Source organism: Shewanella sp. HL-SH2 (assembly GCF_051164935.1).
In the GTDB taxonomy this organism is placed as follows: domain Bacteria; phylum Pseudomonadota; class Gammaproteobacteria; order Enterobacterales; family Shewanellaceae; genus Shewanella; species Shewanella glacialimarina.
Genome location: NZ_CP195035.1, coordinates 1,017,781 through 1,030,349 on the forward strand (window position 1 = coordinate 1,017,781; position 12,569 = coordinate 1,030,349).

Consider the following 12,569-nt stretch of genomic DNA (forward strand, 5'->3'; position numbering starts at 1 on the left):
AAGCGATGAAAACAGCCACGCAAACATCGTCTGAAACACGCTCTACAACCATTACCACAACACCAGAAGAGCTCAAGTTACTTAAATTCGAGTTAGACAAACTCGAGTTAGAAAAGCTGAAACTGTCAAAAATCGTGCTTTATTTACAATTTATTCAATTACTTATTTTTATTCCTTTAGGTGTCGTATTGCTGGTTTTACTGACGCGTCATTGGGATCAAATTTTACAGTTATTAGGCTAACCCAATGCAACTTTATGATCCCCTTGTTAATTCCACTCCAAAACAGCAACCCCAGCCTAATAGCTATTGGGCAAGTACGGTTCAATTACCCCAGCCAGGTAGCGCACTAAAAGGTTCTCATCAAACTGATGTGGCTATTATTGGCGGCGGCTACACTGGATTATTAACCGCTTATTATCTAGCGACTGAATTTAATATTGATTGTCACGTGTTGGAAGCTAATCAGGTTGGCTTTGGTGCCAGTGCTCGTAATGCGGGATTTGTTTTAAAAGGTTCTGGTAGATTGGGCTATAGCGCCATGGCACAGCGTTGGAATATTGATACCGCCAAAGGTATTTATGGTGAGTTTACCGAGGCGGTTGAGCGGGTATCAGGATTAATTAAACAGCATCAAATTAGCTGTGATGTGCAGGACACGGGTTACTTAAAAGTCGCCCATAACCCAAAAGCGCTCGCACAACTGCAAGCCGCGGCAGGGTTCATTCAACAACATTTTGGTGATGGGGCTGAGTTGATTGACCGTAACACTTTTTGTGATCAGTACATGAATCACCAGCAAGCTTATGGTGCATTAAGACTAAATGATGGTTTTGGGATTAACCCATTAAAATTATTACTGGGTTATAAACAGATGGTACAGCAAGCCAAAGTGTCGATATCAGAGCAATCTTGCGTGCTTGAATGGCATCAGGAGGGCGGAAAGCATCGCTTAATAACCGAGTCCGGTGAGCTTACTGCCAATAAGGTAATTTGTGCCGGTAATGCTTACACGCCAAAACAATTCTCGCCAATTATCGATAATAAATATTTGCCAATACTCAGTAATGTCATTGTGACAGAGCCACTTACCGCCGATGAGTTACAACAAGCGGGTATTTATACTTCGCAAGTCACCATGGATACTCGCATATTAAAATATTACTACCGCTTACTGCCTGATAACAGGTTGTTGTTTGGTGGTCGCGGCGCGGTATGGGGCAAAGACGGTGCTAACCCTGTGTATGGTCAAAGGCTAAAAATGGCCTTAGATAAATGCTTTCCTGCATTAAAACACAAAGCCATTGCCTATAACTGGACCGGCTGGATAGCGGCATCGTTTGATGATATGCCACATGTATTTGCACAAAGTGGAGTGGGTTATAGCCTAGGTTATTGTGGTGCAGGAGTGTCTTTTAGCAGCCAAGCGGCTTATCGATTAGCGCAAAGTATGGCTGGTATCGCATCACCTAATTTGCCTTTATATCGTCAGCCGTTACCTGCGCAGCCTGTATCTATACTACCTTTTGGCCAGTTAAAGCGTTTAGGTCAATGGGGTTATTATCATTATGGCTGGATGAAAGACCGCTTTGGCTAAAGCGGTCTTCTATTGTTAAATCGAATTAGCCTACAACGGTACCGTCACTCACTAAGCGCTCATCTAGCGGTTCAATTTTGAAATTGAAATAAGCATATGATGCACTAATTAAGGGGCAAACTAAGTTAAAGAATGCATAGGGTAGATAAGCCACTGTCGCGACACCTAAGGTACTGGCCATAAAGGCACCACAGGTATTCCAAGGAACAAGCGGGCTAGTGACAGTGGCAGAATCTTCAAGGGCGCGACTTAAATTAACTGCAGCAAGTTTTCTGTTGGTATATTCCATTTTGAGCATTCTACCGGGCAACACAATCGCAATGTACTGGTCGGCAGTGATCACGTTGGCGCCAATACACACGCCGAGAGTAGTAATGATCAAACTAGAGGTGCCAGTCACTAGGGTTAAAATACTTTGCAAAATACGGCCAAGTAAGCCAGTAACTTCCATCACGCCACCAAAGGCCATGGCACACAGGATCAGCCAGACAGTCGTCACCATGCTGCTCATACCGCCACGGCTTAATAAGTTATCTAATACCGCATCGCCGGTATTGGCTACATAGCCGTCAAACATAGCGATCCAAATACCTTTAACTAACGCCAGCAGCGGCGGTATTGCATCATCGTGCACATAGGCTAATACATTATCAAATTGAAATATTGCCGCGCATACTGCGCCAGCAAGCGTGCCTAAAATAACCGTAGGGAAGGCAGGCATTTTACGGTTAGCTAAATACAACACCACTAAAAGGGGGATCAATAAGTGGAACCCCGGATTAAAGGTGCGTTCAAGTAAGGCTAAGCTATCAGCTAATTGATTTTCTACTGGGGTGGCTTCAGCGGTTAAGCCTAAAAAGGTAAAGCCTATCAGTGCAATTGTAATACTGGGAACCGTGGTCCAGGTCATATGTTTAATGTGGCTGAAAATATCGGTTCCGGCTACAGCTGGTGCCAAGTTGGTGGTATCAGACATTGGCGACATCTTGTCACCAAAGTAAGCACCACTGATAATTGCGCCCGCGGTGATATTAACATCTAACCCCATGGCCGATGAGATACCAATAAGCGCAATACCTAAGGTACCGGCTACCGTCCAAGAGCTACCAATACTTAATGCAACAATTGCACACAATACACAACATGCACTGTAGAAATATTGTGGATTAAGAATTTGCATACCGTAATAAATCATTGTCGGCACTGTACCGGCTAAAATCCAGGTACCGATCAGCGAGCCTACACTAAATAAAATAAGTAATGCCCCGGTCGCGACCCCAATACTTTTAACTATGCCACGCTCCATTTGATTCCAGCTGTAGCCATTTTTATAGCCAATCACCATGGCAATACAGGCTGCTAATACCAAGGCGATTTGGTTGGCCCCCGATGAGCTATCAGACGAGAAAAGATATACCGCAGCGGCTAGCATCAAAATTAATGCCACGATCGGAATAAGCGCATCAAGCAAGCTAGGTTGCTTAGGTTGTGAAGGTGTCGTTTGAGACATGGAGATCCTTGTTTATTATTTTTATTTTGTGTCGTTTTCATTATCGAGTTGCTATAGCAACAGTCAATATAAGCGTACGGGATAGTCCCAAACTACAGTTGTTATTAATTTGTAACGGCTGGCTATCGTTACATAGAAATGATAGTTAAGTCGAGCCTTGCTTTGTTTGAAACCCTTGGCTGAGAAGGTGTTGAAGCCTTCAAGGTGACTAAATGTTTAGCTTGGTTAACTCAATATGCGCAATAGCGGCTTGTGGCTTGCTTAAATATGCATGATGGGCTTATTTTTTGTGAGGAGAATATCTTAATTGAGATTAATGCAGCTTTAAGCACATTTAATAGTTTGACTAACCACATCTTGAGTTGATAGAAAGCATTAATATCAACTCTTTTAAAATGATTTTACTGATCAGATAAATCATTTGTTCGTCTCTTTGGGATATGCAATTATGCTTTCGTGTTATAAACATATAGCCCATAGGGTATCAAAGGAATGTTGATGAAGTCTAAAATGTGTGTCTGTCTACTAGTAGTGTTTTTTTTATCAGCCTGCAGTGCAATTGTCAGTCAAAATACCGGTAAACAAACACAATCCAGCAGTCTGATGGATTTTTTATATCCGGATGAAAAAAGTCGTGCTGAACATCAACCTGAAATTCCTATTCTAAAATTACCGGTAAAAGTGGGTATCGCGTTTGTGCCGTCTAAAAACTGGGGTGCCGACGGTATTCACAGCAAAGATCAAATCGAGTTACTTGAAAAAGTAAAACAGGCGTTTCTTCAATATGATTATATTGGCCACATTGAAGTCATCCCTAGCACTTACTTAAAGCAGGGCCAAGGGTTTGACACTTTAGAGCAGATATCAAGGCTATATGATGTCGACGTTATGGCGTTAGTGTCTTATGATCAAGTGACACAATCAATCGAGAATAACGCCGCACTTTTGTATTGGACCATAGTGGGCATGTACGTTATTCCGGGTAATGAAAACGCGATACAAACATTTGTTGATACCGCCGTTTTTGATATTAAAAGTAAAAAAATGTTGTTCAGAGCGCCTGGGGTTAGCAAGCTTGAAAAAAGAACTACCGCGATTGGCATTGATGATACCTTAGCCGAAAAATCACTTGAAGGGTTTGGCTTAGCCGTCGATGATATGACGACTAATCTAGATGCGGAATTAGCTAGATTTAAGACTCGAGTAAAAGAAGATAAAGTGGCTACAGTTGAACATAGAGAAGGCTACAGCGGTGGCGGTTCAATGGGTTTTTATTGGGTATTGCTAATGGGTATGGCATGGCTGAGAAGAGTCAGCCGTTGATCATGATTAATGCGGCTTGATGGTCGAAAAAATTAATTGATAAGTTATCTAATAAAATGAAAGGGCATAGTTTGAAAAAAATAATAATAGGGATGTTGTTTATATTTCTGACAGCGTGTGCAGCAACTGGCGGTAAAACAGAATCAGCAGTTAATAATGAAACCCAAAATGAGCAGACTGATATCCCACTATCAGAAAGAATTTATTTTCTACAGCATAACTTGATAGCAGAGTGGATGTTTGAATCGGAAGGTGATTTCTATGCTGATTTAATGGAGGGGAATAATGATAAATTCTTTGAAGTTGCTGCTGAAGTCGTCAATTCTGAATATGCCAGCGGTATCGTAGTGACCCCCATGATTGAAAGTGGCGTGGTGTTATTTAGTTTTCCTACCCCGTTAACCTCTCCGAATTGTTACTTTTCTATCATAAAAAAGGAAGCAACAGGTTTTTCTTATTATACCTATGAGAAAACTTTAGATTACGGTGAAAAAGAGTTTATAGCCGTCGTAGGTGGATGGGATGAAGATGGATCTCACATGAATTTTGGCATTCGAAATTATCAAACCGGACAAGATTTTGTGACTGATATCTTGGGCGATAAATAGAGGGCAACTTCAGGATTTAATGATGCCAAATAATAGGGGCCATAGATATTTGTCATAAAAAAATCCCTGTGAGGCTTTAATTAGCCACCATCACAGGGATTTATTATGTCACATAAAAACTAACTTATTATGCTTTACCTTGCTCGCGCGCAATAGCACGGTAAGCAATATCGGTGCGGAAGTAAACGTCATCCCAATGGATGGTATTTACTAATGCGTAAGCGGCTTTTTGCGCTTCAGTAACGGTATTACCTAATGCTGTAGCACATAGCACTCGGCCACCATTTGTTACCACATGACCGTCTTTCATTTCAGTGCCAGCATGGAATACCTTGGCATTGTTATCGCCAAGTGATAACCCATCAATCACATCATGCTTACGATACGCATCTGGGTAACCGCCAGCGGCTAACACAACACCTACAGCAGGACGTGAATCAAACTCAGCGGTGACTTTACCTAACTCACCACGAGTTGCTGCTAAACACAGTTCAACGATATCAGATTGCAGACGCATCATGATTGGCTGAGTCTCTGGGTCACCAAAACGGCAGTTGTACTCAAGTACCTTTGCACTACCGTCAGGTGAAATCATCAAGCCCGCGTAAAGAAATCCAGTGTAAACGTTACCTTCAGCGGCCATGCCATCTACCGTTGGGCGAATAACATTAGCGATGGTCCAGTCATGAACTGCCTGAGTCACAACAGGTGCCGGTGAGTATGCACCCATGCCGCCAGTATTTGGACCGTAGTCTCCATTGTCGCGAGCTTTGTGGTCCTGGCTGGTGGCCATGGCTAAAATGTTTTTGCCATCAACCATAACGATAAAGCTGGCTTCTTCACCCTTTAAAAATTCTTCGATAACAACGCGTGAACCCGCTTCGCCAAATTTATTACCAGATAACATATCGTCAATGGCTGCATCGGCTTCAACCTGGCTAGCAGCAATAATCACGCCTTTTCCTGCGGCTAAACCATCGGCTTTAATCACCACAGGAAAACCTGTTTTAGCGGTTAACTCTGTCGCGTAAGCTTTGGCTGGCTCAATTTCAGTGAAGTTTGAATAATCAGCTGTTGGAATGTTATGACGCGCTAAAAAGTCTTTAGTAAAGGCTTTTGATGACTCAAGCTGAGCAGCACCCTGTGTTGGACCAAATATAGGTAAACCAGCAGCGTTAAACGCATTAACCACACCTAATGATAAAGGCACTTCTGGGCCAACAATGGTGAGTTCAATCTTGTTGTCTTGGGCAAATTTCACTAACTCTGAAATGGCCTCAACCTTGATTGCAACGTTTTCTAATTTTGGCTCTAGTGATGTGCCCGCATTACCTGGCGCAACAAAAACTTTTTCAACTTGAGCAGACTGAGCCGCTTTCCAAGCTAGAGCATGTTCACGACCGCCGCCACCAATTACAAGTACTTGCATCTCGATTCATTCCTCTAAGTAGTAATAATATATGATTCTTTAAACGAAAAAAGCAGCCAAACAAGGCTGCTCTATTCTAGTGCCGATTAATGGCGGAAGTGACGCATGCCAGTAAATACCATGGCGATATTGTGTTCATCCGCAGCGGCAATAATTTCTTCATCGCGAATTGAACCACCCGGTTGAATAATACAACTGATACCTGCAGCAGCGGCAGCGTCAATACCATCGCGGAATGGGAAAAATGCATCAGATGCCATTACAGAACCTTCAACCACTAAACCTTCATCAGCTGCTTTAATACCGGCAACTTTAGCTGAGTAAACGCGGCTCATTTGACCTGCGCCAACACCGATTGTCATACCATCTTTGGCGTACACAATCGCGTTTGATTTAACAAACTTAGCCACTTTCCAGCAGAACATTAAGTCGGTTAATTGCTCAGCCGTTGGTTGACGTTTTGATACCACTTTAACGTCTTCAACATTGACCATGCCCTGGTCGCGGTCTTGAACCAATAAACCACCATTAACACGCTTAAAATCTTGAGTGGTGGTTTTAGTGTTCCACTCACCACATTCTAATAAACGTACGTTAGCTTTAGCAGCAACAATGTCACGTGCAGCCTGACTGACTTTAGGTGCAATAATCACTTCAACAAATTGACGGTCAACAATTGCTTTGGCCGTGTCTGCATCTAATTCCTGGTTAAAGGCAATAATGCCACCAAAGGCAGAGGTTGGATCTGTTTTGAATGCGCGCTCGTAAGCTTCTAAAATAGTACTGCCTAATGCTACACCACAAGGATTAGCATGCTTAACAATCACACATGCAGGGCCTTCAAATTCTTTTACACACTCAAGTGCTGCGTCAGTATCGGCGATGTTGTTATAAGATAATGCCTTACCTTGAAGTTGAGTTGCACTGGCAACAGATGCTTCATCAATGTGCGTATCCACATAAAACGCCGCTTTTTGATGACTGTTTTCACCGTAGCGTAAGTCTTGTTTTTTGATCAACTGAGTGTTGAAAGTACGTGGAAAGCTTGAATCTTCATGGCACTCATCTTTGCTATGAGTAGGCACCATAGTGCCGAAGTAGTTAGCTATCATGCCATCGTATGCCGCTGTGTGTTCAAATGCGGCTATGGCTAGGTCAAAACGGGTTTCAAGCGTAGTGCTACCATTGTTAGCTTGCATTTCAGCAATCACGCGGGCGTAATCTTTAGCGTTAACTACTATGGTAGTGTCTTTGTGGTTTTTAGCCGTAGAGCGCACCATTGTTGGGCCGCCGATATCGATATTTTCAACGGCATCAGCCAATGTACAACCTGCTTTTGCCACAGTTTCAGCAAACGGATACAGATTTACGGCGACTAAATCGATAGGCTTGATACCGTTTTGTTCCATCACGATCTCATCAATACCACGACGAGCTAAAATGCCGCCATGCACTTTAGGATGCAATGTTTTGACACGACCATCCATGATCTCAGGGTGACCTGTGTAATCAGAAACTTCCATGACAGGGATATTGTTATCGGCCAGCAATTTTGCTGTGCCACCGGTAGATAACAGTTCAACACCTTGGGCATGCAAAGCTTGTGCAAATTCAAGGATTCCAGTTTTATCTGAAACGCTTAGTAGCGCGCGACGAATTGGTCTGACAGTATTCATGTAGGTACAGGGTCCACTATTAAATTTCAAGGATCTTTCGCAAAGCAGATTCGGGTTGTTTAATGGTGTTTACACCCAAAAGTGAATCTGTTTTGCCAAAGTTCCTCGGGGCATTATTTGAACAAAATGTGCAGCTATTTATGATTATTTTTATCTGTGCCGCCAGAGCGCGCATATTTTACCGTAAACAATAGGGCTTGAGTGTTTTTTCTGCGTGATTTCACAATATTGAAATCCGAACAACACCAGAGAAAATAAATGACCAGAAAACCCTTGACCTTGGATTAAACTCTAAGGTTTATACTTGAGCCATATTCAAAGTTTGCTTAGGGCAACAACGGGACGATTATGTATCGAATAGGTGAGTTAGCGAGTCAGTGTGATATCAAGGCTGACACCTTACGCTTTTATGAAAAACACGGCCTGCTTGCACCATCGAGCCGTTCTGAGTCGGGTTATCGTTTATATAATAATGATGATGCCGCTAGATTACGTTTTATTTTACGCGCTAAAGCTGTTGGTTTTACCTTAAATGAGATAGCAGAGCTGTTGTCTATTGAACTTGATAAAGCCAACTGGGCCTGTGCTGACGTGAAAGGTATGGTGGATAACAAACTTGAGCAGGTTGAAGCTAAAATTGCCGAGTTAACCCAGTTTGCTAATTCCTTACAAAGTTTATCTAACGCCTGTTGTGGTGGCCCCGATAGCGCCGAGCATTGCAGTATTTTAGAGGCGCTTGAATCTGAAGATAAGCAGCTAAATGCCAGAAATGAAACGGCACATAAAGCGCATCAACATGGTTAGTCTTTATTGATTTTGCTTGTTCGCAGCTATCAACACCTTGATGGAAGCTTGTTAGTTATATTGCCATAAGCGGCTTTAACCGATAGCCGCTGGAGAAATCACTATGTTATTTGATAATTTTATTCAGTTATTTTTAGAGTCGGCACCCTGGCTGCTGCTTGGACTCATTCTGGCTGGCTTGTTAAAAGTCTTTGTTCCTATGGAGTGGATGCAAAAGCAGCTAGGTGGTCATGGTTTTAAAACCGTGCTGAAAGCGGCCTTGCTAGGTGCGCCATTGCCTTTATGTTCATGTGGGGTTATTCCTGCTGCTGTTGGCTTGCGCCGCTCAGGTGCATCAAAAGCCGCGACAACCTCCTTTTTAGTTTCAACACCTGAAACCGGTGTTGATTCCGTGACAGTGTCTTACGTGTTACTCGGCCCTTTCATGGCCATAGTACGTCCAATTGCGGCAATCACCAGCGCCATTGTTGCAGGTTTGTTGGTCGGGCGAGATGACGATGATGGAAAGCCTGATGATAAAGCTAGCCATAAAGCTGTGGAAAAGACTGCGGCTGTGATAGCAGAAAAAACCAGCAGGTGTTGTGCAAGTCAGTCAGCTAAACCTAAAGCGATAACAACCATGACTTTTAAGCCAGTCGATCCCGCTAGCTTGTTGAGTAAACCGGCTTTGGTTGAAAGTCAGTCGTTTAAAGCTGACTTATTTAAGGTTGTTGCTGATAAATCGGTGGATAATCTTGCTCAGGTAAAATCGTGTTGTAGTTCAACCTCCGTCGAAAAAGCACCGCAAAAGTCCAGCTGTTGCAGTAAAGCTTCAGCGTCGTCTGCGCAAATAACCGCTCCGGTCAAATCCGATGTTGCAACATCGACGAAAGCCAGTTGTTGCAGTACCAAATCGGCTAACCAAGCAAATGTGACTCCTAAAGCGAGTGAATCCTCAGAAAGTTGTTGTGCTTCAACCGATGATATGGCGACTGCGTTAAAGCAAAACTCAATTTTAAGCCGAGTGGGCTCAGGTTTGCACTATGCAGCGACCGATCTCGTGCGTGACACCACCCTATGGTTATTGGTGGGCTTGTTCTTTGCCGCTTTAGTACAAACCTATGTGCCAGGTGATTTTTTGGCAAAATGGGGTGATGGTATTCTAGCTATGTTAGTGATGGTGCTGGTGTCGGTGCCTATGTACATATGTGCAACCGCTTCAACGCCAATAGCTGCGGGGCTGTTATTAGCAGGGGTGTCGCCGGGTGCAGTGCTGGTGTTTATGATGGCAGGACCTGCTACTAATATTGCCACATTAGGTGTGGTCAGTAAGGAGTTAGGCAAGCGTGCATTGCTAGGTTATCTTGGTGGAGTCATCGGCGTGGCGTTAATTTCTGGCATGGTTGTGAATTACTTAGTGGCGACCTTTGGATTTGAGGTGATACCGCAAATTGGACCAGAACATCAGTTATTACCACAGGGTGTTGTGGCAATATCGGGCATTGTGTTAGCCATTTTAATGGCAAAAGTATTATGGGATAAGCTGCCTAAAAAACAAAAAGATCAAAGCTGTTGCTCGTAATGCAGCGTTAAATGCCATCAAATGATATTAATGATGGTCTAAGATAAAAAGGCCGTAAAGGCCTTTTTTATTGAGATTTGTCACGCTTATTGGCCAAATATCTGATTTAACTTTTCAGCTAATCGAATACCAGCCTGCTGTAATCTAAGTTCAATTAAAGGTAAATTGGCTGTTTCATAATCGGACCCTAACTCGTATTCTGCTGCTGAATTGACCTCTAATCGATAAACATTGACCCGTAAGGCTGTAGACTCATCAGCCCATTGATAGTAGTTTTTTCCCGTCCAGTCATGCTTTTGTTCTGGGGTGATATGACTCAAAAAGCGTGTATATTGATTAGCGTTAAGTTGCTGGTGGGCTAATAGTTTACTGTCCCATACCGAATGTAAATTACTGTTTTTACCAAACCATTTCAATTTCACGCCGTTACCACCCTGATCATGACGATATCCTACATGCAAAGGTTGGTGTAGGTCACCGACAAAATGGACATAAAAGGCGAGCGCTTGCCATTGCTTCTTAATTGTTGTGTTCGAGTTAGAGAGTACTTTTTCAAAACCTTCTAGACTGCGTAAAATATCACCGTTTGGATTACGTTTAACATTGCTCCAACTTTCATTCTCATCAATGGATATATAATGCCAAGAGGCACTATGTCTCCAGTGAGTGCTAGATCGTATTTCATCTGCCCAAGTCGATATTTGTGCTAAGGATTTCCCCTGAGTCAATTGACGGATATTTTTAGCCGCGTGATCAGTTAAATTGTCTTCGGCTATATGAGCGATAATTTGATGACCTAATCTGCCAAATGCCACAGCAGGGCGACTGCTGAATATGCACAAGACTAAACTAATGCAGAGCAAGGATGTTATCCCGTTCATTAAATTCCTTTTCTTGTTATTGATGTAAATTGCTTTCTAACCTCAAGCCAAAAGAGAAAACGGCACTCTTATATGACATGCTCTCATCGTGAGTTTTGGGCGATAACAGCAGTAGTCGTTAACGCAATACTGTAATCTGTTAATGCTATATATTGGTTTATAGGATGGTATTGCGCAAAATAACAGCGGAAAAGGCGTTTTACAGAAGCTTGCTTGACTTGTATTTTGACGTTGCGAATTTGTGTGAGAAATGATTGAAAGAGGCACAAACAAAAATACCGAGCTATGCTCGGTATTTCTTATGGTTATCACTTAAAAATAAATTTTATTTAGCCTTAGAAACGATACCTGATGAAGGTGCGTTTTTTGATTGCTTAACTGCACGTTTTTCTTTTAATGACAGTAATGGCTGCTTTTTGGATTCTTTAGAATTATTGCGCTCTTTACTCATGTTGTGCTCCAAAAAAGTATGATAGAAAATGACGAATTCATTTATTAACGGTTATGCTGTTTTTGTGCTTAACCTAGTTAGTAAAAGTAGCGTAGCACTAATTCGTTTAGTTTCATCTAGGGCCAATATATAATATTTTCATCTAGGATTAGCGTAATTTATGCTATCACTTTGGCATATAAAGTGCCGTGTTGGCACTTGAGATATTAGCGTGTTAAGTAATGTTACAATATGGTCAAATTAGAGAGAGTATAAAGGAGTGGAAAGTGATTTCACGTAGCCTGAGGTTTGAACAGTTAACACGAGATGAACTCTACGAAATAATGAAACTACGAGTTGATGTGTTTGTGGTTGAGCAAAAGTGTCCATATCCTGAATTGGACGAGAAAGATCGACATTCACAAACCCAGCACATGGTAATACAGGATCGAGACGGACATTTAGTTGCCTATTGTCGTATTTTGCCTCCAGGATTAAGTTACCCGCAAGCCAGTATTGGACGGGTTGTTGTTGCATCTAGTCACCGCGGCCAGGGCTTAGCAGAGTCATTAATGCAACAGGCATTACCAAAAGTATTGGCGTATTGGCCCAATGCTGGGGTGCAAATTGGCGCACAGGAACATCTACAAAAATTTTATCAGCGCCTTGGTTTTATTAGCCATTCCGAGGTTTATTTAGAAGATGGAATCCCCCATATTGATATGCTTTACCAATTTTAAAGGAAATTTTA

General features: G+C 42.4%; 12 protein-coding genes. 7 read left to right on the forward strand and 5 right to left on the reverse strand.

Features of this window, described 5'->3' with window-relative positions; all coding sequences use genetic code 11:
• The first annotated feature begins 5 nt into the window (after nt 1-5).
• Both ACRWP9_RS04420 and ACRWP9_RS04425 read left to right on the forward strand, forming a co-directional pair.
• Nucleotides 6-242 (forward strand): hypothetical protein, encoded by a 237-nt coding sequence (locus ACRWP9_RS04420; protein WP_434928068.1) that lies wholly within the window; start codon nt 6-8, stop codon nt 240-242.
• A 4-nt stretch (nt 243-246) separates the two neighbouring features.
• Complete coding sequence (locus ACRWP9_RS04425) at nt 247-1,596, forward strand: NAD(P)/FAD-dependent oxidoreductase (RefSeq protein WP_434928069.1); 1,350 nt, start codon at nt 247-249, stop codon at nt 1,594-1,596.
• A 25-nt stretch (nt 1,597-1,621) separates the two neighbouring features.
• Here the strand turns inward: ACRWP9_RS04425 and nhaC are convergent, their stop codons facing one another.
• A complete protein-coding gene (gene nhaC / locus ACRWP9_RS04430; RefSeq protein ID WP_434928070.1) occupies nt 1,622-3,106 on the reverse strand; it encodes a Na+/H+ antiporter NhaC in 1,485 nt (494 codons plus the stop codon).
• Between the two features lie 498 nt (nt 3,107-3,604).
• Between nhaC and rhlP the strand changes: the two genes are divergently transcribed.
• Together rhlP and ACRWP9_RS04440 are read left to right on the forward strand one after the other, a co-directional pair.
• Nucleotides 3,605-4,429, forward strand: coding sequence for a rhombotarget lipoprotein (rhlP, locus tag ACRWP9_RS04435; protein ID WP_434928072.1), 825 nt, complete (start codon nt 3,605-3,607; stop codon nt 4,427-4,429).
• A gap of 71 nt (nt 4,430-4,500) precedes the next feature.
• Nucleotides 4,501-5,037: a hypothetical protein gene (locus tag ACRWP9_RS04440; RefSeq protein ID WP_434928073.1), complete on the forward strand. Its 537-nt coding sequence runs from the start codon at nt 4,501-4,503 to the stop codon at nt 5,035-5,037.
• 127 nt (nt 5,038-5,164) lie between these two features.
• Here the strand turns inward: ACRWP9_RS04440 and purD are convergent, their stop codons facing one another.
• Nucleotides 5,165-6,466, reverse strand: coding sequence for a phosphoribosylamine--glycine ligase (purD, locus tag ACRWP9_RS04445; RefSeq protein WP_434928074.1), 1,302 nt, complete (start codon nt 6,464-6,466; stop codon nt 5,165-5,167).
• 86 nt (nt 6,467-6,552) lie between these two features.
• Nucleotides 6,553-8,142 (reverse strand): bifunctional phosphoribosylaminoimidazolecarboxamide formyltransferase/IMP cyclohydrolase, encoded by a 1,590-nt coding sequence (gene purH / locus ACRWP9_RS04450; RefSeq protein ID WP_434928075.1) that lies wholly within the window; start codon nt 8,140-8,142, stop codon nt 6,553-6,555.
• A 348-nt stretch (nt 8,143-8,490) separates the two neighbouring features.
• On the opposite strand from purH, the gene zntR reads away from it, so the two are divergent.
• Nucleotides 8,491-8,946, forward strand: coding sequence for a Zn(2+)-responsive transcriptional regulator (gene zntR, locus ACRWP9_RS04455; RefSeq protein ID WP_434928077.1), 456 nt, complete (start codon nt 8,491-8,493; stop codon nt 8,944-8,946).
• Between the two features lie 103 nt (nt 8,947-9,049).
• Nucleotides 9,050-10,507, forward strand: coding sequence for an SO_0444 family Cu/Zn efflux transporter (locus tag ACRWP9_RS04460; RefSeq protein ID WP_434928078.1), 1,458 nt, complete (start codon nt 9,050-9,052; stop codon nt 10,505-10,507).
• 86 nt (nt 10,508-10,593) lie between these two features.
• Here ACRWP9_RS04460 and ACRWP9_RS04465 read toward each other — a convergent pair whose 3' ends face one another.
• Both ACRWP9_RS04465 and ACRWP9_RS04470 read right to left on the reverse strand, forming a co-directional pair.
• On the reverse strand, nt 10,594-11,388 hold the full coding sequence (locus ACRWP9_RS04465; protein ID WP_434928079.1) for a S1/P1 nuclease: 795 nt from the start codon (nt 11,386-11,388) through the stop codon (nt 10,594-10,596).
• A 325-nt stretch (nt 11,389-11,713) separates the two neighbouring features.
• Nucleotides 11,714-11,839 (reverse strand): hypothetical protein, encoded by a 126-nt coding sequence (locus ACRWP9_RS04470; RefSeq protein ID WP_264177950.1) that lies wholly within the window; start codon nt 11,837-11,839, stop codon nt 11,714-11,716.
• A gap of 221 nt (nt 11,840-12,060) precedes the next feature.
• Between ACRWP9_RS04470 and ACRWP9_RS04475 the strand changes: the two genes are divergently transcribed.
• Entirely contained in the window at nt 12,061-12,558 is a 498-nt protein-coding gene (locus tag ACRWP9_RS04475) for a GNAT family N-acetyltransferase (RefSeq protein WP_434928081.1), read from the forward strand.
• The last annotated feature ends 11 nt before the right edge of the window (nt 12,559-12,569 follow it).